The sequence below is a fragment of the uncultured Salegentibacter sp. genome, from assembly GCF_963972535.1.
Classification (GTDB): domain Bacteria; phylum Bacteroidota; class Bacteroidia; order Flavobacteriales; family Flavobacteriaceae; genus Salegentibacter.
Genome location: NZ_CAXAVR010000017.1, coordinates 1 through 24,062, shown reverse-complemented (window position 1 = coordinate 24,062; position 24,062 = coordinate 1). Strand labels below are relative to the sequence as shown.

23 protein-coding genes and 1 tRNA gene are annotated in these 24,062 nt (G+C 35.0%); 15 read left to right on the top strand and 9 right to left on the bottom strand.

Going from position 1 to position 24,062, the window contains the following annotated elements; all coding sequences use genetic code 11:
* Nucleotides 1-133: 133 nt before the first annotated feature.
* Together rnpA and AACZ30_RS04050 are read left to right on the top strand one after the other, a co-directional pair.
* On the top strand, nucleotides 134-514 hold the full coding sequence (rnpA, locus tag AACZ30_RS04055; RefSeq protein WP_208223571.1) for a ribonuclease P protein component: 381 nt from the start codon (nucleotides 134-136) through the stop codon (nucleotides 512-514).
* A gap of 68 nt (nucleotides 515-582) precedes the next feature.
* Entirely contained in the window at nucleotides 583-2,217 is a 1,635-nt protein-coding gene (locus AACZ30_RS04050; RefSeq protein WP_339647878.1) for a S41 family peptidase, read from the top strand.
* Here AACZ30_RS04050 and AACZ30_RS04045 read toward each other — a convergent pair whose 3' ends face one another.
* The 3 genes from AACZ30_RS04045 to AACZ30_RS04035 all read right to left on the bottom strand — a co-directional run bounded on the left by AACZ30_RS04045 (nucleotide 2,218) and on the right by AACZ30_RS04035 (nucleotide 4,102).
* Nucleotides 2,218-2,655 carry a GNAT family N-acetyltransferase gene (locus tag AACZ30_RS04045; RefSeq protein ID WP_339647877.1) on the bottom strand — a complete coding sequence of 146 codons (438 nt, stop codon included), beginning with the start codon at nucleotides 2,653-2,655 and terminating at the stop codon, nucleotides 2,218-2,220.
* A 156-nt stretch (nucleotides 2,656-2,811) separates the two neighbouring features.
* Nucleotides 2,812-3,246: a ribose 5-phosphate isomerase B gene (gene rpiB, locus AACZ30_RS04040; RefSeq protein WP_339647876.1), complete on the bottom strand. Its 435-nt coding sequence runs from the start codon at nucleotides 3,244-3,246 to the stop codon at nucleotides 2,812-2,814.
* 667 nt (nucleotides 3,247-3,913) lie between these two features.
* Nucleotides 3,914-4,102: a hypothetical protein gene (locus AACZ30_RS04035; RefSeq protein WP_339647875.1), complete on the bottom strand. Its 189-nt coding sequence runs from the start codon at nucleotides 4,100-4,102 to the stop codon at nucleotides 3,914-3,916.
* A gap of 264 nt (nucleotides 4,103-4,366) precedes the next feature.
* Between AACZ30_RS04035 and rnr the strand changes: the two genes are divergently transcribed.
* The 3 genes from rnr (at nucleotide 4,367) to AACZ30_RS04020 (ending at nucleotide 8,108) form a co-directional block, all read left to right on the top strand.
* Complete coding sequence (gene rnr / locus AACZ30_RS04030) at nucleotides 4,367-6,556, top strand: ribonuclease R (protein ID WP_339647874.1); 2,190 nt, start codon at nucleotides 4,367-4,369, stop codon at nucleotides 6,554-6,556.
* Nucleotides 6,557-6,706: 150 nt separating this feature from the next.
* On the top strand, nucleotides 6,707-7,378 hold the full coding sequence (locus tag AACZ30_RS04025; protein WP_339647873.1) for a head GIN domain-containing protein: 672 nt from the start codon (nucleotides 6,707-6,709) through the stop codon (nucleotides 7,376-7,378).
* 31 nt (nucleotides 7,379-7,409) lie between these two features.
* The gene (locus AACZ30_RS04020) at nucleotides 7,410-8,108 is read left to right on the top strand and encodes a LysE family transporter (protein ID WP_075325372.1); all 699 of its coding nucleotides are present in this window, start codon (nucleotides 7,410-7,412) and stop codon (nucleotides 8,106-8,108) included.
* Between the two features lie 57 nt (nucleotides 8,109-8,165).
* Here AACZ30_RS04020 and AACZ30_RS04015 read toward each other — a convergent pair.
* Together AACZ30_RS04015 and folB are read right to left on the bottom strand one after the other, a co-directional pair.
* Nucleotides 8,166-8,236: transfer RNA gene (locus AACZ30_RS04015), tRNA-Cys, on the bottom strand.
* A 145-nt stretch (nucleotides 8,237-8,381) separates the two neighbouring features.
* Nucleotides 8,382-8,738, bottom strand: coding sequence for a dihydroneopterin aldolase (gene folB, locus AACZ30_RS04010; protein ID WP_075325371.1), 357 nt, complete (start codon nucleotides 8,736-8,738; stop codon nucleotides 8,382-8,384).
* 342 nt (nucleotides 8,739-9,080) lie between these two features.
* On the opposite strand from folB, the gene AACZ30_RS04005 reads away from it, so the two are divergent.
* From AACZ30_RS04005 to AACZ30_RS03990, 4 genes are all read left to right on the top strand, one after another.
* On the top strand, nucleotides 9,081-10,757 hold the full coding sequence (locus AACZ30_RS04005) for a glutamine--tRNA ligase/YqeY domain fusion protein (RefSeq protein ID WP_339647872.1): 1,677 nt from the start codon (nucleotides 9,081-9,083) through the stop codon (nucleotides 10,755-10,757).
* Between the two features lie 137 nt (nucleotides 10,758-10,894).
* Complete coding sequence (locus AACZ30_RS04000; RefSeq protein WP_075325369.1) at nucleotides 10,895-11,269, top strand: YtxH domain-containing protein; 375 nt, start codon at nucleotides 10,895-10,897, stop codon at nucleotides 11,267-11,269.
* Between the two features lie 10 nt (nucleotides 11,270-11,279).
* On the top strand, nucleotides 11,280-11,630 hold the full coding sequence (locus tag AACZ30_RS03995) for a phage holin family protein (RefSeq protein WP_339647871.1): 351 nt from the start codon (nucleotides 11,280-11,282) through the stop codon (nucleotides 11,628-11,630).
* Nucleotides 11,631-11,635: 5 nt separating this feature from the next.
* Nucleotides 11,636-11,869 carry a DUF6327 family protein gene (locus AACZ30_RS03990; protein ID WP_075325367.1) on the top strand — a complete coding sequence of 78 codons (234 nt, stop codon included), beginning with the start codon at nucleotides 11,636-11,638 and terminating at the stop codon, nucleotides 11,867-11,869.
* 170 nt (nucleotides 11,870-12,039) lie between these two features.
* Here the strand turns inward: AACZ30_RS03990 and AACZ30_RS03985 are convergent, their stop codons facing one another.
* Together AACZ30_RS03985 and gltX are read right to left on the bottom strand one after the other, a co-directional pair.
* A complete protein-coding gene (locus AACZ30_RS03985) occupies nucleotides 12,040-13,002 on the bottom strand; it encodes an SPFH domain-containing protein (protein WP_339647870.1) in 963 nt (320 codons plus the stop codon).
* Between the two features lie 298 nt (nucleotides 13,003-13,300).
* Complete coding sequence (gene gltX, locus AACZ30_RS03980) at nucleotides 13,301-14,818, bottom strand: glutamate--tRNA ligase (RefSeq protein WP_339647869.1); 1,518 nt, start codon at nucleotides 14,816-14,818, stop codon at nucleotides 13,301-13,303.
* Between the two features lie 116 nt (nucleotides 14,819-14,934).
* On the opposite strand from gltX, the gene AACZ30_RS03975 reads away from it, so the two are divergent.
* The 6 genes from AACZ30_RS03975 (at nucleotide 14,935) to AACZ30_RS03950 (ending at nucleotide 22,707) form a co-directional block, all read left to right on the top strand.
* Complete coding sequence (locus AACZ30_RS03975; RefSeq protein WP_339647868.1) at nucleotides 14,935-18,195, top strand: hypothetical protein; 3,261 nt, start codon at nucleotides 14,935-14,937, stop codon at nucleotides 18,193-18,195.
* A complete protein-coding gene (gene ybeY, locus AACZ30_RS03970; protein ID WP_339647886.1) occupies nucleotides 18,188-18,607 on the top strand; it encodes an rRNA maturation RNase YbeY in 420 nt (139 codons plus the stop codon). Before AACZ30_RS03975 ends, ybeY begins: the two co-directional genes overlap by 8 nt.
* Before the next feature lie 20 nt (nucleotides 18,608-18,627).
* Entirely contained in the window at nucleotides 18,628-20,499 is a 1,872-nt protein-coding gene (gene mnmG, locus AACZ30_RS03965; protein WP_339647867.1) for a tRNA uridine-5-carboxymethylaminomethyl(34) synthesis enzyme MnmG, read from the top strand.
* Between the two features lie 140 nt (nucleotides 20,500-20,639).
* Nucleotides 20,640-21,131 (top strand): hypothetical protein, encoded by a 492-nt coding sequence (locus AACZ30_RS03960; RefSeq protein WP_339647866.1) that lies wholly within the window; start codon nucleotides 20,640-20,642, stop codon nucleotides 21,129-21,131.
* Nucleotides 21,131-21,964, top strand: coding sequence for a class I SAM-dependent methyltransferase (locus AACZ30_RS03955; protein WP_339647865.1), 834 nt, complete (start codon nucleotides 21,131-21,133; stop codon nucleotides 21,962-21,964). Before AACZ30_RS03960 ends, AACZ30_RS03955 begins: the two co-directional genes overlap by 1 nt.
* Before the next feature lie 227 nt (nucleotides 21,965-22,191).
* Complete coding sequence (locus tag AACZ30_RS03950; protein ID WP_317040666.1) at nucleotides 22,192-22,707, top strand: OmpH family outer membrane protein; 516 nt, start codon at nucleotides 22,192-22,194, stop codon at nucleotides 22,705-22,707.
* A gap of 161 nt (nucleotides 22,708-22,868) precedes the next feature.
* On the opposite strand, the gene AACZ30_RS03945 is transcribed toward AACZ30_RS03950, so the two are convergent.
* Both AACZ30_RS03945 and AACZ30_RS03940 read right to left on the bottom strand, forming a co-directional pair.
* Complete coding sequence (locus AACZ30_RS03945) at nucleotides 22,869-23,264, bottom strand: DoxX family protein (protein ID WP_339647864.1); 396 nt, start codon at nucleotides 23,262-23,264, stop codon at nucleotides 22,869-22,871.
* 4 nt (nucleotides 23,265-23,268) lie between these two features.
* Nucleotides 23,269-24,062: DNA polymerase III subunit delta' (locus AACZ30_RS03940; RefSeq protein ID WP_339647863.1), on the bottom strand; the 794-nt coding region annotated here is incomplete at its 5' end.

Genomic DNA, 24,062 nt, shown 5'->3' with positions numbered 1-24,062 from the left:
GAACAAATTTCGGAGCAGGCTCTGAAACAAGTTCAGGTTGACGTATATAATTTAACCCCTATAGCTTATTAATTCCATTTATTTCCGCTTAAATTTTTCATAGAGAACTTAAAACTATGCTTACTTTTGAACTATGGATGAAAGTTTTGGAAAAGACGAAAAATTAAAGAGCAAAAAGCTCATAGATATATTATTTCAGGAAGGAAAATCGGTTAAAAAATATCCGCTAAAACTCATCTATCTCCCCATTACCAATCCTGAAATTACTACTTTTAAAACCGGGGTTTCAGTACCTAAAAAACTGGTAAAAACTGCTGTTGGCCGCAACCGTATTAAACGTTTGATGCGGGAAGCTTTCAGAAAAAATAAGTATCTTGTAACCAGCAACTTCACACAACCTTATGCTTTGATGTTTATTTATATTTCCAGGGACGAAATTAGTCTGGAAGACCTAAATAAAGCAATGATAAAAGTAATGGAGAAGTTTAATGAATCGGAAAATAAAATAAGCTGAATTTCTATAAATCGGCTTAAATCACCTCGGAAAATTTAATCTCGATTATCGAGTAAAAATATTGAAAAATGAAAAAGAAACTCGCCAAAAAAATTGCGGTAGTTACGCTGGGCGCTACGTTAATTTTCAGCAGTTTTGGCTTTAAATCTGATTTCTTTGAGATCGCCAAACAAATTGAAATTTTTACCACGCTTTTTAAGGAAATAAACATGAACTATGTTGAAGAAACCAATCCTGCCGCTTTAATGGATACCGCGATTAAAGCGATGCTGGCCGATTTGGATCCTTATACCAATTACTGGAACGAGCAGGATGTTGAAGCCGCAAGAATCAATAATTCCGGGGAATACAGCGGTATTGGAGCCACAGTACAGGTAATAGAAGATGCTTTATTGATTATGGAACCTTATAAAGGTTATCCCGCCGATGAAGCCGGTTTAAAAGCCGGGGACGAAATTATTGAAATTGAAGGAATAAAAGTAGCCGATTATACCGATGATGTTGGAGAATTACTCAATGGCTCTTCAGATTCTCAAATTAATATTAAATATCGTAGACAGGGAGAAATAAAATCAACCGAGCTTACCAGGAGTGCTATCAACTTAAAAGCAGTGCCTTTTTATCAACTTTTAGACGAAAAAACCGGGTATATAGTGCTTTCCCGCTTTAATGCCAAAGCTTCTTCAGAAACAATTAGGGCGCTAAAAGATCTAAAAAACCAGGGGGCCGAAGAAATTATACTGGATCTTAGAGGAAATCCCGGCGGCTTATTAACTGAAGCTATAAACGTGAGTAATATTTTTTTACCAAAAGGGGAATTGATTACTACCACAAAATCGGTTATAGAAAAATATAACAAAGCTTACCAAACTCAAAAAGAACCCATAGATACGCAAATTCCGTTGGTGGTTTTAGTAAACGGACGTAGTGCTTCGGCCAGCGAAATTGTAGCTGGCGCTATTCAGGATTTGGATAGAGGAGTGGTTGTAGGTGCCAGAAGTTTTGGAAAAGGTCTTGTACAACGCCCAAAAGAACTCGCTTACGGTACGCAGCTTAAGATTACTATTTCCCGTTATTATACGCCTAGCGGAAGGTGTATACAGGCTTTAAACTATGCCGAAAGAGATGAAGAGGGGAAAGCGATAAAAAGAGCTGTAGAAGATTATAACGAATTTAAAACCAGGAATGGACGCAGCGTTTTTGATGGCGGCGGAATTTCTCCCGATGTTAAACTGGAAACCTCAGAATACAGTAATATTACCAATGCGCTACTGGCGCAAAATGCTATTTTTAATTTTGCTACCGAATATTATTATAAAAATGATTTGAAAGATCCTGAATCATTCGAGTTCACCGATGCAGATTTCAACAATTTTAAATCCTTCTTGAAAACCTCTAATTTTGACTATAAAACCGCTACAGAACAGGAACTTGAAGAACTGCTTGCCATTGCTTCTCAAGAAGGTTATGAACAGGATATTCTAGGTCATTATAAGAGTATTTCTACTGAAATTGAAGCTCAAAAGAAAAAAGAATTAGACGAGAAAAAGCACGAAATAGTAAGCATTTTAACCGATGAGATTATTAAGCGATATTTCTATAAAGAAGGCTTGTATGAATACTACGTTGAAAACAATCCTGAAATCTTAGAGGCTAAATCTATTTTAAACGATAGTCAGCGTTATTCAGAAATTTTGCAATAATTATTTTACCATCGCGATATGCGGAATTCCATCTTCAAGATAACCTTCGCCTATTTGCATAAAGCCATGACTTTCGTAGAAATCGGTTAAATATATTTGAGCAGAAAGTTTAATATTATCGGTTTTAAAACGCTCTTTAATAGCTTCTACAGAAGCTTTTAAAATAAGATGCCCATAAGCATTTTTACGTTCAGATTCTTTCACTACAACCCGGCCGATAGCGGCTTCGTCAAAATAAAATCCTTTATCAAAACAGCGAGTATAGGCAATTATATTCCCATCTTTAACCCCTATTACGTGCAGCGCGTCGCTGTCTTTACCATCTATATCCTGGTAAACGCAATCCTGTTCTACTACAAAAACTTCAGACCGAAGTTGTAATACCTGGTAAAGCTCTTCAAGACTAAGTTCATTGAAATTTTTAATAAGGATTTCCATATTTTTCTAATGAATATTTGTTCAGAAATAATAAAAGAAAAGACTGTTTGAAAAGTTTTAAATCGTCATCCTGAACTTTTTTCAGGATCTAAGATGTTAATAATAAACACAAGTTAGAAGCTATACTTTTCAGACAGTCTCGATTATATTAAAATATTAATTTTCAACCGGAATCTTATCTACTCGTTTTTGATGTCTTCCACCTTCAAAAGAAGTTTCCAGAAAAATTTCAACCATATCTACTGCCTGGTGTTCTGAAACAAAACGAGCGGGAATACTCAATATATTGGCATTGTTATGTTCTCTGGCCAGTTTAGTGATCTCACCCGTCCAGCACAAAGCAGAACGCACACCCTGGTGTTTATTAGCGGTCATATTTGCACCATTACCACTGCCACAAATAATAATTCCAAAATCTACCTTTTTGGTTTCAACATCATCTGCTACCGGGTGCACAAAATCTGGATAATCTACACTATCATCACTGTTAGTACCATAGTTAATAACTTCTAACCCCTTGTTTTTCAGGTAATCAACAACCTTTTTCTTGTATCCGGTACCTGCGTGATCGTTTCCTATTGCAATTTTCATAATTAAGTTTTTAGCTGTCACAAAGGTAAAAAAACCACTTAGTAACAAGGTTATTTTCAATTGTTAATTACTTTTTAAATATCCTTTAGTATCAAGGCTTTAGTATTGACATAGCATTGTGGATAAGCATTGATGAGAAACTGAGAAACTTATTTGCGGTATTCAAATTAAATTTCAATAGCAAAATATCTACGAGTAAATCAAATTATAAGACTGTTATTTTTAGCAAAGTTATCAGCACATAAAAACAGGTTGTGAACACTAAATTAATTTTCATTTATCCCGATTAGATATTAAGATTTGGTTATCAACTTTTGTTAAGTAAATACTAAAATAGTAAGATTTCCAGTCTTTTAGAACTTTAGAAGTATGTTAATAAGTTGTTATCAAACTAAGCTAACTTAAAAACCAAATAAACCTCAAAAAAATTATTCTACAAGTTAACAGCCTATAATAATCATTAGTTTTAATTTTTATAAAAAGAAGAAAAATATATAATAATATATAATGTTAATAACATTGAATGCTATCTGTGAAAATTGAAATTTGAGTTTGGAATTTTAAAGTTTAACCTTATAAAATATAAGGCTCTGAAAATGAGTAAAATTGGGAATTTGAACTTATAACTTTTAAAATAAAAAAGTTTAAAAAACTATAAATCAGTTATTTAAATGAATATTTTATAGTATGTAGTTTCTTCTGAAACACTTATTTTTTCATCCGTATAGAGCTTGGCTGATTTAATATCTACCTGGCTTTTTTTATTTAAGGAGAGGTTTATAGAAGCTATAAAACCTATTAATCCAAGTAGGAAAATTAAAACGAAGAGGAGCGATATTTTATGGGCTTTTTTCATAGCAACTTGATTACCAGATGTTGCAAATATCTCGAATATGTATTGCAGCAACTTTAAATTAAAATTAAGAAAAAATTAAGATTTGAGGTATGTAATTTGTTTGAAGTAGTAAAAAACGGGGGATTTTACCCAGTACGAAATTTATGTTAAGGAAATGTAAAAATATTTTGTAATAGAATAATTTTCAGAGCGCTTAACAAAACTTTAATCGCAAATAGATGTCATTTAATGCAGAAGCCGTAATTTTATACTTTAAATATTGAAATGAGTAAAAAGAATAAAAATAAATCCCAACACCAGGGTGACCTTGCCAAAAGTATAATAGATATCCTTAGAAAGGAACCTGGAAAAACCTTTAATCATAAGCAAATTGCCGCTAAACTTGGAGTTAATGATGCTACAAGTAGAAATAATATTATTAAAAAATTAGCCCAGTTAACTGCAAAAAAACAGATTGAAGAAGAGGAACGCGGAAAGTTTAAAATTAGTAAGAAAAGTAACGATTATTACCACGCCGTGATAGATATGACCACCAAAGGTTATGCCTACGCCCTGGTAGATGAGTTAGAAGATGATGTTTTTATCTCTCCCAAAGATCTTAATACGGCTTTTAACGGTGATGAAGTAGAAATATATATTTATAACAGAAAGCGAAATAAAAAATCTGAAGGAGAAGTAACCCAAATTTTAAAGCGTAAAAGAACCGAATTTGTTGGTGTGCTGGATATGCAAAAAGATTTTGGTTTTGTTGTTATTGGCGATCCTAAGATGTATACCGATGTTTTTGTGCAGAAGAACAAAATGGGTGATGCTAAGAACGGCGATAAAGTAGTTGTTGAAATTGAAGAATGGCCAGAGAAAGCCGATTCTCCTTTTGGTAAAATTATTCAGGTTTTAGGTACTCCCGGTGAACATCATACCGAGATACATTCTATCCTTGCACAATACGGTTTGCCGCACGAATTTCCGAAAGAAATAGAAGATTTTGCCGATGAAATTGATACTTCAATTCAGCCGGAAGAAATTAAAAAACGGCGCGATATGCGCGATGTTTTGACATTTACCATAGATCCTGCGGATGCAAAAGATTTTGATGATGCCCTGAGTTTTAAAAAATTGGAAAACGGAAATGTGGAAATAGGAATTCATATTGCCGATGTTTCGCATTATGTACAACCGGGAACTATTTTGGACGACGAAGCATACGAACGTGCAACATCGGTGTATTTAGTAGATCGCGTGGTGCCAATGTTGCCCGAAGTACTTTCAAACAACGCCTGTTCTTTAAGGCCTAACGAAGAAAAATATACTTTTTCGGCAGTTTTTGAAATCGATAAGAGTACAAAAGTGGTTAACGAATGGTTCGGGAGAACCGTGACATATTCTGATGCGCGTTTTGCTTACGAAGAAGCTCAACAGATTATAGAAACCGAAAAAGGAGAAATTCCTGAAGATATTTCTATCCAGGATAAAGCTTATACGGTGAAAGATGAAATTGTTGATGCTGTTTTAACTATGAATTCAATGGCTAAAAAGATGCGTTCCGCAAGGATGCGTCAGGGTGCAATTTCTTTTGATAAAGTGGAAGTTAAATTTCAATTAGATGAAGAAAATGAACCTGTAGGTGTTTACTTTAAAACAGCCAAAGATGCCAATAAACTTATTGAAGAATTTATGCTTTTAGCCAACCGAAAAGTGGCTGAATTTATAGGAAAACGAGAACAAAAGAAGACTTTTATTTATCGTTGTCACGACGAACCCGACGAAGAAAAACTTGTTTCTTTAAATAGCCTGGTTTCCAGGTTTGGTCACGGTTTAAATCTTAAAAACAGGAAAACTGTTTCTTCTTCATTAAATCAGTTGCTACAGGATGTTCAGGGTAAAAAGGAGCAAAACTTAGTAGATACACTGGCTATTAGAACAATGAGTAAAGCCTATTATGGCACCGAAAATATTGGCCATTATGGTTTAGCTTTTGATTATTATTCGCATTTTACTTCGCCAATTAGAAGATATCCAGATGTGATGGTGCATCGTTTATTGCAGCGTTATTTAGATGGGCAACCTTCAGCAAAAGAAGAAGAATATGATGAAAAATGTCATCACTCCAGCGAGATGGAAAACCTTTCTTCAAATGCTGAAAGGGATTCTATTAAATATATGCAGGTGAAATTTATGATAGATCACCAGGATAAAGAATTTGTGGGTGTAATTTCTGGAGTAACAGACTTCGGGATATTTGTGGAAATTATAGAAAATAAATGCGAAGGAATGATTCGTCTTCGCGATATAAAAGGCGATCATTATGATTTTGATGCCGATAATTACGCTATTGTAGGTAGAAAAACCAAAAAGTCTTACCAATTAGGAGATGAAGTGATCGTAAAAGTGAAAAATGCCGATTTAGTAAAAAGACACTTAGATTTTACACTTATCGGAAAAAATGAAGAGTAAATAAATTTCAGAAAAAATAGAACGTCATCCTGTTCCGAAGTTTCTTATTATTTCAGGATCTAAGTTGGTGAACAACTTAGAATTTAAAAATAAATTCAGGATAAAGGCTGAAAAGACCTTCGGGCAGACTTAACTATAAATTTTTTAAAGATGAAAAAATATCTTTTTATACTGTTTTTAATGAGTGTTGGTATGCTAAGCGCCCAGGAACTCACCCAGGATTTAGAAGATTTTAATGAAATTAAAGTATATAATGGTTTGGATGTTATTCTAAAAGAAGCAAACCAGAATAAAGCCACCATAACAGGTGAAAACCGTACTGATGTAAAATTCAAAATTGATAATGGCATTTTAAAAGTGCGAATGAGTATTGATGAAATTCTGGATAATGATAATACTCAGATCACAATTCAGTTTAAAAAACTTGATAAAATTGATGCCCGCCAGAATGCTTCCATAAAAGTTGATTCTAAATTAAAGCAGGATTTACTTCATTTAAATGCTTCAGAAGGCGCCGATATTTTTGCTGATGTAAAGCTTAATAAACTCTATGTTGATTCAAATACTGGAGGCGAAATTGAGGTTGAAGGTAAAACCGAAGATCAGGAAATAGACATTAATACCGGTGGAAAATTCTTCGCAAAAAATTTAAAGTCGGTAAATACCAAAATTAGTATCAAAGCCGGTGGCGTTGCAGATATTACTGCTAGCGGAAATGTAGAAGCAAAGGTTAGGGCAGGAGGTACGGTAAACGTATATGGTAATCCTAAAACTTTAGATCAAAATACCCTGTTTGGCGGCAAAATAATTAGAAAAAACTAAAAAGTCTACATTTGTAAAATAATACAATTGTATGTTTCAGGATGTATTAGCAGCCCTACCCTTAGGTCTTTTTTTAGCATTTTTACTTGGTCCGGTATTCTTTGTGTTACTGGAAACTGCTGCTATTAAGGGCTTTAGAGCCGCTTTTGCATTTGACTTAGGTGTTATTTTAGCCGATATTGTATTCCTTTTTGTCGCCTATTTAAGTACTACCAAACTACTAGCCAGCATAAAAGACGATCCTGCACTGTTTATCTTTGGTGGTATGATTCTAGCCACTTATGGGGTAATGAGCTTTGTACAGACCAAAAAAGTACTTAGGCAGGAAGATGATACCCCAGAGATAAGAAAACTCAGTAAAAGCGATTATATGGGTTTGGCAGTAAAAGGATTTCTGTTGAATTTCATCAATATTGGTGTCCTGGGTTTTTGGTTAGGATTAATTATCGTTTTTGGGCCAAAACTGGATATGGAACAGGATCGTATAATGGTTTTCTTCGGAAGTGTTTTAGGAACTTATCTCGTTTTAGATGTTTTTAAAATTTTACTCGCCAAAAAGTTAAACCGAAAATTAACCCCAAACCGAATCTATCTTATGAAAAAGGGGATTAGTATAATGCTTATCGTTTTTGGCGGAATGCTAATTTTCCAGGGACTTTTTCCCAACCAGGTGAACGGAATTAAAGATCAAATTGAAACGATTACTCCAAACGATACCATTAAGAATTAAGTATAAACCTTGAATTTTGCGTATAAAAAAAGCCCCTTAGAAAAGGAGCTTTTTTTGAGGCATCGAGCGGATTCGAACCGCTGTACAAGGTTTTGCAGACCTCTGCCTAGCCACTCGGCCACGATGCCCTGTTTTATTTAAGGGTTGGCAAATGTAATAAAAATTTATAGTTTAAAAAATAAAACTAATTAGTGGTATTCAGGAAGATTTAGTAGACTAAAATTAATAAAATTTAGTTCTTTAAATCTTTTCTAAATATTGAAAGCCAAAAAATTAACGCGATTTACTTCTAATTACACTAACCATTGCCACATTTCCACCAATAGGCGGATTTATTTTTGAAACTTCAACCTTTGCTTTTTGTACTAAAATTATTTCATCTAAAACTCTTTTTAAAATACGTTCGGCTACGTTTTCCAGAAGCTTAGACCTAATTGCCATTTCTTCTTTAACAATTTTGTTTAAATGTACATAGTCTATGGTATCTCCAAGAGAATCGGTCTTTGCAGAATGAGATAAATCGCCTTTCACCTTAAGATCTACCCGATAATCACTTCCTATTTTTCCTTCCTCATCAAGACAACCGTGATAGGCAAAAACCCTGATGTTTTTTAATTTTATACTTCCCAAAAGATTATTTTTTACTCAATTATAGAGATTATCTTATTTAAATTATTCCTGAAATTCAGGATCCTCAGCTTGCGCGTGTGGAGTTTACAAAGATAAGCGGGTAGGTGCTTTAATTCAATTTTATTGCCCGGGATTTTATTATTTTCCTCAAAGATTTGAATTTGAGTTCTACTTAATCAAAATATATTATTTCTTGTCTGGCAAAGCTTGGGTGCGGCGACCTATTTTTTGGTAACTTTGCGGCTTATTCCATGCAGGGTTTAATATTTTGAACCCGGCTCGAATCTAAAAATAAATGTCTGATTTTAACCTCTTTTACGAGGTTTTTGATTTTAATAAATTATGGCTGAAGAAAAAAGATCGCTCAATTTTATTGAGCAAATTATAGAAGAAGATCTTCAAAATACCCACAAAAAAGAAGAACTAAAATTCAGGTTTCCGCCTGAACCTAATGGTTATCTTCATATTGGGCACGCGTCTTCTATTTGCTTAAATTTTGGTTTAGGCGAAAAATACAATGCGCCCGTAAACCTTAGATTTGACGATACAAATCCTATTAAGGAAGAGCAGGAGTTTGTAGATGCTATAAAAGAAGATGTTTTGTGGCTTGGTTTTAAATGGGAAAAAGAATGTTATGCTTCAGATTATTTTCAGCAGTTATATGATTGGGCTGTAGAAATGATAAAAAATGGGGATGCTTATGTAGATAGCCAGACATCAGAAGAAATTGCGCTTCAAAAAGGAACTCCAACCGAACCAGGGAAGGAAAGTCCATATAGAACTCGTTCTGTAGAAGAAAACCTGGACCTATTTGCAAAAATGAAAAACGGGGAAACTCCAGAGCGAGGTCACGTTTTACGTGCAAAAATAGATATGGCTTCCCCAAATATGTTAATGCGTGATCCTGTGATGTATCGCTGTCTGCATAAAAGTCATCATCGTACTAAAGATACCTGGAAAATTTACCCAATGTACGATTGGGCACACGGTGAAAGTGATTTTATAGAAAATATTTCACACTCTTTTTGTACGCTGGAATTTCTTCCGCATCGCGAACTTTATAATTGGTTTGTTGAAAAAGTAAGTAAGGAAGGCGAATTAAAACCTAAACAAAGAGAATTTGCTCGCCGAAACCTAAGCCATACCGTTGTTAGTAAACGTAAACTGATGCAATTGGTAGAGCAAGGCGTGGTTAACTCCTGGGACGATCCCAGAATGCCAACAATTTCGGGTTTAAGAAGAAGGGGTTATACGCCAAATTCAATTAGGAAGTTTGCCGATTCTATTGGGGTTGGAAAGCGTGAAAATATGATTGATGTTGCACATTTAGAATTTTGCGCTAGGGAAGACCTTAATAAAACAGCACCAAGAGTTATGGGAGTTTTAGATCCTGTAAAATTGGTGATTACCAATTATGAAGAAGGAAAAGAAGAATGGTTAGAAGCAGAAAACAACCCGGAAGATGAGTCGGCTGGAAGTAGAGAAATTCCATTTTCAAGAGAACTTTATATTGAAAAAGAAGATTTTAAAGAAAGCGCAAATAGAAAATTTTTCAGGTTAACCCTTGGGAAAGAAGTGCGATTAAAGAACGCTTATATTATTAAAGGTGAGGAAGTGGTAAAAGATTCCGAAGGAAATATTACCGAAATTCATTGTACTTACGATCCTAAAAGTAAAAGTGGTAGTGGCACCGAAGAATCTAAGCGAAAAGTAAAAGGAACCTTGCATTGGGTTTCTGCTAAGCACGCTTTAGAAACTGAAATAAGGCTTTACGACCGCTTATTCAGCGTAGAAAATCCCGATGGCGATAAGGAAAAAGATTATATGGAATTTGTAAATCCAGATTCGCTGGAGATAATTAAAGGATTTGTAGAACCCAGTTTAAAATCGGCAGGAATTCAGGATAAATTTCAATTTCAACGCATAGGATATTTTTGTGTAGATAAAGATTCAAAAGAAGGGGAACCAATATTTAATCGTACCGTAGGCCTAAGAGATTCGTGGGCTAAAATTAAATAAGCTGTAATCCATTTGGTTAAGTGGCTTTTTAAGAATATTTTAGTAAAGCATTTTAACATATTAACCGGTTATTAACAGCATAGCCTTAACCCATCTTGTATCTTTGGGTTTAGTATTAACTTAACTAAAAAACTATTATGGCAAATACAGGAAGTACACTATTAGCATTAATTACCGGAGCTGCAATTGGAGCAGGAGTAGGTTTATTGTATGCTCCAGATAGCGGTGAAAAAACCCGTAAAAAATTAAAAGACGAGTCTAAAAAAGCTCAGGATAGATTAAATAAAAAGTACACAGAGACTTCTTCTAATCTAACCGAAAAAGCCAAACAGGCTCGTGTAGACTTTGAAGCAAGATTAGAAGAAACTCTTTCTTCGGCAAGTCATAAAGCAGATGATATTCTAACTGCAATGGAAACTAAATTGGAAGAGCTTAGAAAGCAAAACGCCAAATTACAGAAAGATGGTAAAGGAGGCGATTCTAAAGACAAACCAAATAAAGCAGTAGTATAGAAATAATTTTATGGCATTTGAAAAACTATCCAGAAGTATTGACGAGCTAAATTATAATTTGAAGGCATTTGCCCACAGCAATGCCGAATATTATAAACTTGAATTCTTTAAACAAGCCATGAAAGGGGCCATTGGTCTTGTTCAGGGGCTTTTGCTGGGTATATTTTTCATCTTTGCCTTAATTTTACTTTCAGTAGCGGTGGCTATACTTATTAGTGAAGCTATTGGTACACCAAGTTCCGGTTACTTTATTGTAGGCGGATTCTATTTACTATTATTCCTGGGAATATTATTCTTCGGAAGAAAACCAATTGAGAAGATTCTGTTAGTAAAAGTTTCAAGAAAATTTTTTAACGATTAAGCACTATGAAGGAATATAGTTCATTCAAAGAAATAGATCGGGATTTAAAAATTCTGAAACTTCAAACCAAAATAGACCAGGAGGAGATCAAATTGAATATAGAGCGCACTAAAAGTGCTATGTCTCCCTTATCTCTTATGGGAAGTATGGCAGGCTCTATTTTGCAAAAAGCCTTTATCCTTAAAGCTGTAACAAAGCTTACCGGGTTAAAAAAGGTAACTGCTAAAGTAAAAGGTTAGAAAATTTCTTATAGATATACTATAAGGGTTTGAAAGTTTGTTTTTGAATCATACGTCATTCTGAATTTATTTCAGAATCTAACATTTTAGAACCTGAAACAAGTTCAGGTTGACGGAGATAAAAAATAAACTTTCAAACCTTTTTTATATACACCAGAAGAGGTTTATAATTATTTCCTTCTCGAATCATCCTGATTCTTTTTCTCCTGTTCAATTTCTTCGTTTTTCTTACGCATAGCTTCTCCAATCTGGTTAGAAGCTGTAAATGAAGCCACCATATTATTTAGCATATCGCTGCCGGCCTGGGGTGAATTTGGTAATAAAATAAGGTTACTGTTGGTTTCTTCACCAATGGCTTGCAGTGTATCGTAATGCTGCGTCACCACAATTAAAGCCGAAGCTTCCTGGGAGTTTATCCCTACATTATTCAAAACATCCACGCTTTCTTCCAATCCGCGGGCAATTTCTCTTCTTTGATCGGCAATTCCCTGTCCCTGTAAACGCTTACTTTCGGCTTCAGCGCGAGCTTTAGCAACAATTCGTATTCTTTCTGCTTCTCCTTCGTACTCTGCAGCCACTTTCTCGCGTTCTGCCGAGTTTATTCTGTTCATCGCATGTTTTACCTGCTCATCAGGGTCAATGTCTGTTACAAGCGTTTTAATGATGTCATAACCATAATCCTGCATAGATTGATTAAGTTCTCTATTAACGGCAATGGCGATATCGTCTTTTCGTTCAAAAACATCATCCAAAATCATTTTTGGAACTTCAGCCCGCACTACATCAAAAACATAAGACGTAATTTGATCTGACGGACTTTCAAGTTTATAAAAGGCGTCGTAAATATTAGTTCTAATTACCTGGAATTGCACCGATATTTTCAGCTTAACAAAAACGTTATCCTTGGTTTTGGTTTCTACCAAAACATCAAGTTGTTGTACTTTTAAATTGATTCTGCCGGCAATTTGATCTATTATAGGAATCTTTAAATGAAGACCGGAGTTTTTAATGCTTTTAAATTTTCCGAATCGTTCTAAAATCGCCGCTTTTTGTTGACGAACAGTGAAAATTCCGCTGAAAAGAATCACCAGAAATAAAACAATAATGATGGGGATGAAGACGTAGCTAAGCATAATTTTAGGAGATATAAGTTGATTCTCCCAAGATAGTGAAAGTTTGCTCGATAATCGAGATTAAATGTACTGAGGCTTTACTCGAAATCAAATTGTATTTTCCAAAAATAATGCTTCTTGAGCTTGCTCTGAAGTAGTTTACTTAGCTATGTGGTAGAAGGTAAAAACTAAAAATAGGCTGTTATCGTCATTGCGAACCCGATTTTTATCGGGTGAAGCAATCTCTTCAACTGAAAAGATTGCTTCACTCGTACCTCATTCGCAATGACGTGCAAGCAGCCTATTTTGTTCCAAATTGTTATCCCAGCGTTTTTATCGCTTTCTCCAAACGGGAAATGGTTTCTTCTTTTCCAATCATTTCAGCGATTTCGTAAAGATCTGGACCTTGCATAGCACCAACCAAGGCTAATCTAAAGGGTTGCATTACTTTCCCAAAACCAACTTCTTTTTGTTGGATCCAGGCTTTTACTTTGGCCTGAACGGCTTCCGCTTTAAAATCTTCCTGTTTTTGTAAAACCTGAATTAATTCCTGCATTAGATCGGCTGTATCATCCTTCCATGCTTTTTTTGCATTTTTAGGATCGTAAGAAGTAGGGGCGAGGAAGAAAAAATAACCCTGATCCCAAATATCGTTTACAAAAACAGCACGTTCTTTCATCAAGCTAACTACCTTTAAAACGTAGTCTGAAGAAACTTTAATTTCTTTTTTCTCAATTATTTTTTCCAGTTTTTCAGCGACTAATTTTTCATCTGCCTCGTGCATATAATGTTGCTGAAACCACTTGGTTTTTTCAGGATCAAATTTGGCTCCTCCCTTGTGTACACGGTCTATTTCAAAAGCTTCCACCAGTTCGTTCAGTTTAAAGAATTCCTGTTCTGTACCGGGATTCCAACCTAAAAAGGCCAGCATATTGGTAACGGCTTCAGGGAAATATCCATCTTCCCTATAACCTGCAGAAATTTCTCCGGAATTAGGATCTTTCCATTCCAGCGGAAATACTGGAAAACCTAATTTATCTCCATCTCTTTTGCTTAATTTTCCTTTTCCCTGGGGTTTCAAAATTAGCGGTAAATGCGCAAATTTAGGAGCGTCCCATCCAAAAGCTCTGTATAACATAAAATGAAGCGCCAGCGAAGGCAACCACTCTTCACCACGAATAACGTGAGAGATTTCCATTAAATGATCGTCTACAATATTGGCCAGGTGGTAAGTTGGCATCCCATCACTTTTAAACAAAACCTTATCGTCTAAAGTGCTGGTGTCAATTTCCATTTCACCACGAATTTCATCTTTAATATGAAGATTTTCGTCTTCAGGAGATTTAAACCTGATCACGTAATTCTCGTCGGCATCTAATTTTTCTCTAACCTCGTCTTCAGAAAGTGCAAGGGAATTCTGCAATTTCATTCTATTATGCCAGTTGTAGATAAAGGTTTTGCCTTTCTCTTCGTGGTCTTTTCTATGTGCGTCTAATTCTTCAGCGGTATCAAAAGCGTAATAAGCCTGGTCTTTTTTCAAAAGTTCTTCGGCGTATTTCCTATAAATATCTTTGCGTTCACTCTGGCGGTAAGGGCCATAATCACCTTCTTTTCCGGGACCTTCATCAAAAGGAATTCCGCACCAATTAAGGGATTCAACAATATAATCTTCAGCACCTTCAACGTACCGGTTTTGATCGGTATCTTCTATACGCAACACAAAATCTCCCTTGTGTTTTTTGGCAAATAAATAATTATATAAAGCTGTTCTTACCCCGCCAATATGCAAAGGGCCGGTTGGACTTGGCGCAAAACGCACGCGAACTTTAGCAGACATATCTAGTTTTGTTTTTAGGCACAAAGATACAACCTTATTAAACGAAACCTAATGAGAGTCGTATCAATACTACGGAAATCACTCCGCCAAAATTGTTGTATTTTTAAGCTTCAATTATGGAAAATTACAATCAAATAAAAAGAAAGCTGGCGGCCTTTATCAGGAAGTTTTACCTGAATAAATTGCTGAAAGGAATTATCTTATTTCTGGCCATAGGCTTGCTTTATTTCCTAAGCGTTTTGGCGATAGAACATTTTCTGTGGTTAGAACCTTCAGCAAGAACCTTTTTATTCTGGATTTTTGTTGGAGTAGAGGTGATGCTGTTGGGATACTTTATTGTAATCCCATTGGCAAAGTTCTTTAAATTTTCTAGCGGAATAAATGATGAAGAAGCTTCAAGAATTATCGGAGCGCATTTTCCTGAAGTAAACGATAAATTGCTGAATATTCTTCAGCTTAAAAAAGATTCGCAACAATCTGAATTATTATTAGCGGGGATTGAACAAAAGTCGGCCGAATTAAATAAAGTTCCATTTACCCGCGCTGTAGATTATAAGGAGAACAGGAAATACTTAAAATACGCATTATTTCCAGTAGTATTGATTTTAGGACTTTTAGTAACCGGAAATATTAAATTGATTGCTTCGCCATTAGATAGACTTGCAAAACATAATACCGAATTTGAATCTCCTGCGCCCTTCCGGTTTATAATTTTAAACGATTCCTTAAAAGCCAGGGAAAATTCTGAATATAAAATCCTGGTAAAAACAGAAGGAAATATCACTCCCGAAAAGCCTGAAATTACTTACAACGGACAAACCTATTTTTTGAAACAAATTGCGCCTGGAAGTTTTGAATATACCTTTAAAAGGCTTCAAAATAATGTGAATTTTAGATTGAATGCTAACGGCATAAATTCTAAAGAATATATCCTTGAAACCCTAAAGGTACCCAAACTTTTAGATTTTAAAATGAAGTTTAACTATCCCAATTACATAGGAAAGCTTAACGATAGTTTAAGTGGTTCTGGGAATGTAAATGTACCGGAAGGCACAAAAATCACCTGGAATTTTAATACGAGAAATACCGAAATTCTAAATTTTACGACTGAAGATACTTTAATAAAACTTTCTGCTGAAAATTCAGATTTCCAATATTCCCAGGCGGTTTATTCCCGTTTGGATTATAGTGTTAGCACTTCAAATATGGTTATTAAAAATTTTGAGGCTTTAGATTATTCTATAAACGTGATCAAGGATGAATATCCGGTAATTGAAATTCAACAGAAACTGGATAGTATAGATAATACTACACAATATTTCTATGGAAAACTTTCTGACGATTACGGTTTAAATAGCTTGAAACTGGTTTATTATATTGAAAATAAAGAAGATAGACTTAAGAAAGAAGAGATTTCGATCTCTGACGCCGCATTTGATGATTTTCATTACACATTTCCCGGTAATTTAGATTTAGAACCCGGAGAAACCTACAATTTCTACTTTCAGCTTTGGGATAATGATGCGGTGAATGGGAGTAAAAATACAAAAACTTCAACCTTTAGTTTTAGAAAGAAAACAAGCGAGGAGATAGAGGAGGAGAAGTTACGTCAACAAGGTGAGTCTATAAATAATTTGAGTGAAAGTTTAACGGATATTAGATCTTCAGAAGAAGAATTAAATGAACTTAACCGCTTGCAAAAAGAGAATGAAAACCTTGATTATAATCAGCGTAAAAAACTTCAAAATTTTATTCAACGGCAAAAGCAGCAATCTAAAATGATGCGCAATTATTCTGAAAAACTTAAAAATAGTTTTAATGAAAATCAGCAAGAATTAAATTCGGATTCTCCTGAAAAAGATGAACTCAAAAAACGTTTGGATAGAAATGAAAAACGATTGCAGGAGAATGAAGCACTATTGGAAGAATTGCAGGAAATAGGCGATAAGATCAATAGGGAAGAGTTGGGAGAAAAACTGGAAGAGCTTTCTAAAAGAAATCAGAGTGAAGAAAGAAACTTAGAGCAGCTTTTAGAATTAACTAAACGCTATTATGTAGAAGAAAAGCTTCAAAAATTGGCGAGAGATTTGGATAAGCTTTCTGAGAAACAAAACCAATTGTCGGAAAATTCTGATGCTGAATCTTTAGACGAACAAAAGAAAATTTCGGAAGAATTTGAAGAATTTCAGCAGGAAATGGATCAGTTAGAAGAGAATAATAACGATTTACAAAAGCCAACAGATTTACCGCGTGAGGAAGTTGGTGAAGAAAGTATAGAAAAAGAATTGAATGATGCCGAGGAAAATTTAGATAAAGGAGACAGGGAAAAGGCAAAAGAAAAACAGAAGAATGCTGCGCAGCAAATGAAGGAAATGAGCCAAAAAATGCAACAACGTGCTATGCAGCAAAATGGAGAAGAACTAAAGGCCGATATTGAAACGCTTCGACAAATATTAGATAATTTGGTCACATTTTCATTTCAGCAGGAAGAGATTTTGGAAGATTTCAGTAAAATAGATATTAATAATCCTGGATACGCGGCCAGGCTTAGAAGGCAAAACGATCTTAGGGAAAACTTTAGGCATATTGATGATAGTTTATATTCCCTTGCGCTTAGTAATCCTATGATCACCGAGAACATTACTAAGAGCTTAACCGATATTGAATTTGATATCGATAAATCGCTTGAGCGGCTTGCCGAAAATCAATTACCCCAGGGAACCGCGAGCCAGCAATATGTCGTAACCGGTGCTAATGATTTGGCTTATATGCTGAGTGAAATTCTGTCGATGATGCAACAACAGGCGAATCCGCAATTAGGAAAAGGGCAGGGTGAAAATTCAGAATTTCAACTTCAGGATATTATTAAGAAGCAGCAGGAAATAAATAAAGTATTCCAGGAACAGGGAAAACAACAAAAAGGAGAGCAGAACGAAGGTAAGAAGCCCGGGGAAGGAACGGGAGAAGGGGAGATGGAAGACTTGTTTGAGATTTATAAAGATCAGCAGGAATTGCGGCAAAGCTTACAGGAATTAAATGAAAAAGAAGGATCGCAACGGGGAAAACAAATTGAAGAGCAAATGAAAGATGCCGAGGAACAACTTTTGAACAAAGGTTTTGATCCTGAAAACCTTCAAAAATTGCAGCAATTGGAACATGAATTGATGGAATATGAAGACGCGCGTTTGCAACAGGGAGAAAATAATAAGCGAGAGTCTGAAACCAATCTTCAGCAGTTTGATAACACGACTAAAGATCAAAGTATTAAGGCTAAAGAATATTTTAATTCTTTAGAAATTTTAAATAGACAAAGCTTACCTTTGCGCGAAATTTATAAACAGAAAGTAAAAACCTATTTTGAGCGAACAGATAATTAATTTTTATTCGGAAAATGATTTCGAGTTTCAGGATGAAAAATCTTTTGATACCTGGATTAGAAAAGTAATTTCTTCAGAAGAGAAACAACTTGGAGAGATTAATTATATTTTTTGTGACGATCATTATTTATATAAGATTAATCTCAAATTTTTAGACCACGATACTTATACCGACATTATCTCTTTTGATAATTCTGAAGGAGACGAATTGAACGGTGATATTTTTATTAGTACAGATCGAGTAACCGAAAATGCAAAAGAGTACAATGTTGATTTTTCTGAAGAACTTAAAAGGGTTATAATCCACGGGATTTTGCATTTTTGTGGATATGGAGATAAGACTGAAAGTGAAGCCGCTTTAATGCGACAGAAGGAAGACGAAAAGATTGCATTGTTCCACGTGGAACAATAAATTTAGAAAGAAGAATTTTTATGTTCGAAAGTGAATATGATGTTATTGTAGTAGGTGCTGGTCACGCTGGAAGTGAGGCCGCAGCCGCAGCCGCAAATATGGGTTCTAAAACCTTGTTGGTGACGATGAACCTGCAGAATATTGCGCAAATGAGTTGTAATCCTGCTATGGGAGGGATTGCAAAAGGACAAATTTTGCGTGAGATTGATGCGATGGGAGGTTACAGTGGATTGGTTAGTGACACGAGTGCCATTCAATTTAAAATGCTTAATAAATCTAAAGGTCCTGCAATGTGGAGCCCGAGAGTGCAAAGCGACAGAATGATGTTTGCTGAGCATTGGCGACTTAGATTAGAGCAAACTCCAAATCTGGATTTCTACCAGGAAATGGTTGCCGGTTTGATTTTAGAAGGTAACGAACTTAAAGGAGTTAGAACTTCTTTAGGTTTGGAAATTCGTGCGAAATCTGTGGTGCTTACCAACGGTACTTTTTTAAATGGATTAATTCATATTGGAGATAAGAATTTTGGTGGCGGTAGAGCAGGAGAAAGAGCCGCAACCGGGATTACAAAAGATCTTGTGGATGCAGGTTTTGAATCTGGCAGAATGAAAACAGGAACTCCCCCAAGAGTAGATGGTAGATCTTTAGATTATCCCAAAATGATAGAGCAGCCCGGGGATGATATTCCTTCTAAATTTTCTTTTTTAGATGAAACCCAACCTTTAAAAAAACAGCGGTCTTGTTATATGACTTACACCTCTCCAGAGGTGCATGAAATTCTTAAAGATGGCTTTGAAAGATCGCCAATGTTTAATGGACGTATTCAAAGTATTGGTCCGAGATATTGCCCAAGTATAGAAGATAAAATAAATAGGTTTGCTGATAAGGACAGACACCAACTTTTTGTTGAACCTGAAGGATGGAATACGGTAGAAGTTTATGTTAATGGCTTTTCTACTTCGCTTCCTGAAGACGTTCAATTTAAAGCTTTACGATCTGTTGCCGGATTTGAAAATGTGAAATTTTTTAGACCTGGTTATGCGATTGAATACGATTATTTTCCACCTACGCAGTTGAAACATACTTTGGAAACCAAGTTGGTTGAGGGACTATATTTCGCCGGTCAAATTAATGGAACTACAGGATATGAAGAAGCGGCTTGCCAGGGATTAATGGCGGGAATAAATGCTGCTTTAAAGGTTCAGGAAAAGGAAGAATTTATCATCAAGAGAAACGAAGCTTATATAGGTGTTCTTATAGACGATCTGATTACAAAGGGTACAGAAGAGCCTTATAGAATGTTTACTTCCCGTGCGGAATATAGAACTTTATTGCGCCAGGATAATGCCGATTTTAGATTGACTGAACGCTCTTATAAATTAGGTTTGGCGTCTGAACAACGTATGCGGAAAATGGAAGAGAAGAAGGAAAAGTCTTCTGATTTTGTAAATTTCCTTAAGAATAAAAGCGTTTCTCACGAGGATGCAAATCCTATTTTGGAAGAGAATAATTCCTCTCCAATGAAACAAAGCGATAAGATTTTTAAAATATTTTCCCGTCCAAATATTACGATGGATGATGTTCGAAATTTCCCTGGAGTAGAAAAATATATTCAGGAGAATAATTTGAATACCGAGATTTTGGAGCAGACTGAAATTCAGGTGAAATATTCAGGGTATATTGCAAAGGAAAAGAATAATGCTGATAAATTAAATAGACTGGAAGATGTAAAAATTCCGACTAGTTTTGATTATTCTAAGATCAAATCTATGTCTTTTGAGGCACGGGAAAAGCTAAATAAAATTCAACCAACATCAATTTCACAGGCATCAAGAATAAGCGGGGTGAGTCCTAATGATATTTCCGTTTTATTGGTTTATATGGGAAGATAATTTTAAAAGTTCCACGTGGAACAATTTTATTTTTGGAGTACTTTGTTGAGATAAATTTCGCAGGATAACTTGAAAAACTATTAAAGATCAATCGAATTTTTCATTATTTAATAACGAGTTTAAGGAATAAGAGCTTCTTATTGCTCTTCACTTTTTTGATTTTTCAATCCTGCATAATTACTACGCATTCTGTAAAGGAAATTAAGACTTCAGAATTAAATTCTCCCGAAGATAAATCTGATTATACTTCTTTTAAATTTAGTAGTTCCATTAAAGTTCAAAAAACACGAGATTGGTTTAGGAATTATTTTGCTTTAGAAAGTGAAGACGATTTAATGAATTTTAAAACCAGTTTTTTAAAAGGATCAGATCACGAATTTATTGTCACCGTTTTTGATTATTCCGATAGGGAACAATATATGGATCTCACCGGACTTTTTTTTGGCGATGGAGTGGAAACTAGAGAGAGTGATCTAAAGTTTTTTGTTGGTATTACAGTTACCGATAAAACCGGAGTAGATTACTTAGCAGAAAGTTCTATTTTTCAAAAACCGCTACTCGAACAATTAGCTGAAATGCGAGAAGAATTTAGAAACTTTACCGTGAATAACCCCGATCAAAAATTCTTTTAATGAGCCATAAAAATTTTCATTTAACCTGTAAAGATCATTTAGTTTCTGGCGAAGAATTTCAATTACAAAAGAGAAGTGATTTTGAAATCTTAGAAACGATTCCAAAACCCGAAAATCTTTCGGCTTACTACAAAAGTGAAAATTATATTTCTCATACAGATTCCAGTAAAACTCTAACCGATAAAACTTACCAGGCGGTTAAGAATTTTATGCTACTGCAAAAATTGAAGTGGGTCAATAAAGTTTCTAAAGGAAATAACTTATTAGATATCGGTGCCGGAACCGGAGATTTTTTACAAACTGCCAAAAGAAAGAAATGGAATGTTGAAGGTATTGAACCAAATGCACAGGCAAGAAAATTAGCTGCTGAAAAAGGAATTGAACTTCAGCAAGAATTATCTTACTTTAAAGATAATTCTTTTGATGTAATTTCTATGTGGCATGTTTTAGAGCACGTTCCAGATTTAGATTTTCAGCTAAAGGAATCGTATCGCTTATTAAAACCAAATGGGGTAGCGGTTATTGCAGTTCCGAATTTTAAAAGTTTTGATGCCGAATATTACAAAGAATTTTGGGCGGCTTACGATGTGCCCAGACATCTTTGGCATTTTTCTCAAACTGGAATTACCGGGTTATTCAAAAAACATAATTTTGAAAAGCTTAAAACCAAACCTCTGGTTTTTGATTCCTTCTATGTGAGTTTACTTTCAGAAAAAAACAAAACGGGAAAATCAAATATGATAAAAGCTTTTAAAACTGGCCTGGAATCAAATTTAAGAGCACAACGCACTTCAGAGTATTCATCTCTCGTTTATTTCTTTCAGAAATGCTAAAAAACCTATTTTAAGCTTATTTAAGCTCGTTTGGGTATTAGGATGATAGAATATCAGGTTAATTTTGAGAAACCAGCTTATTTTTAAGCTATTTAATTCATTTTTTATCTATTAAGTTTATCATTATAATTTTTTATATAAGAATTTCTTATATATACTTCATAAGTCAGTTTTGATTTAAATCGAAAATTTAACTTTCATACATTTGCGGCAAACAAATTCAATTAATGATGAAAAAACTTTTAATGATTTTGGTAGTTGCTGTTTTGCTTACTTCCTGTGACCAGGAAAAAACGGCTTATGTAGATACCACAAAACTTATCCAGGAGTACAAAGAAATGAAAGATGTTGAAGCTGACTTTACTTCTAAATCAGATTCGGTAAAAAAACAATTAGATTCTATTGCCAGAGGATTTCAGCAGGAAGTTCAGGCTTACCAACAGGAAATGAATTCTATGTCCCAGGCGCAGCGCCAGGAAAAAGAGCAAGAGTTAATGCAGAAGCAGCAAAGAATCCAACAGCAACAGCAAATGCAAGGCAATCGTCTTAGAGAGCAAAGCGATGCTGTTATAGATTCTATTGTAGATAAAGTAAAGGAATATGTAGCAGATTACGGCGAAGAGAATGGCTATACCTACATTTTTGGTTCTAATGAGTCTGCCAACATTATGTATGCGAAAGATGGGAAAGATCTTACCCAGGAAATCCTTGATAATTTGAATGAGACTTATAACAAGAACTAGAACTTAAGTTCTGAGTTTTTAAAAGAGGTCTGAGAAGTCATTCTTTTCGTAAAGCTGTCCCGAAGCTCCGGGATGTTTCAGCTTCTAAGTTATTTTAACCTAGATCCTGAAATAAATTCAGGATGACGAGATTAGAAAACTTCTCAGGCCTTTTTCTATTTTTAAGACATTAAGTAAACTCCAAAGATCACTACGATAAAGTAGCCGGTTAATGTAAAGGCACCGGCGTAATCTTTAGCAATTCTTTGTCCGAATAATAACATTAAAAGGGTGATAGCAGCCAATATGCAAGCGTAAAGCGCTATTGTAGGGTCATTATAAGCGATTAGCCAAATTATTCCCAGGATAGTGGCAAACCCTGTAATGATTTCAATTATCATTATTATTCCCACCATAAGCGGTACCTGCCCGGCAAGAAATGTTCCTGAAAAATGCTCTTTTAACCAACCGGTATTTCCTTTCCAGTCTGCAGCTTTATCTATCCCAGATTGCAAAAATGTAATTAGAATAAATAATAGAATAAGAAGTTCTGTAATATTCGCGTAAAGGTTCTCCATAATTTTAAGCGGCTTTTTTATGTAAATATCGGGTTAGTCTTATAGAAAGATCGGTGAGTATAATTTTTGCATTTCCGTTTCTTTCAATATGATAAATGGCTTCTTCTAGAGCTTCTATAATATCTTTTATATTATTTCCGTGCACAAACGGCGCAAATTTTTCCAGTTTAAATCCAGGCGTTGCCGGTTCAAGATAGACCAGTTTTTCGGCTTTATAATTCAGCATTAAGGCCTGACGGAAAAAGTCTATGCAATACAGTAAAAAGCTCTTTTGAGATTCCCTGCCCATTCCTGCAATTTCTTCGCTCCAGGCAATAAGTTCAAGCACCGTAGATCTATTTCCTTTGGCTTTAAATGCACTACGTACCCAATTGATAAACCAGGTTTCAAATTGCTGATCTCCGCTATCTTTTTGTAATAAATGTAAAGCGCGGGTATAACTGCCGTTAGCCTGGTGGGCAATTTTTAAAGCTTCAGGTTTACTACAATTTTCATTTTTTTCTAAAAATGCCGCAATTTCATCTTCCGGTAGAGGAGGGAAATGTAGTTTCTGGCAACGAGACCGTATGGTTTGTATAATTTGCTCTTCATCTTCGGTAACTAGAAGAAAAAGGGTATTGTTTGGCGGTTCTTCTATTAATTTCAGCAATTTATTGGCAGCCGCGGTATTCATTTTTTCGGCCATCCAAATAATCATTATTTTAAATCCGCCTTCATAAGCTTTTAAGGAAAGGGATTTAACCACTTCCTGGGCTTCATCTACACCAATTTGACCTTGTTTATTTTCTATTCCAAGTT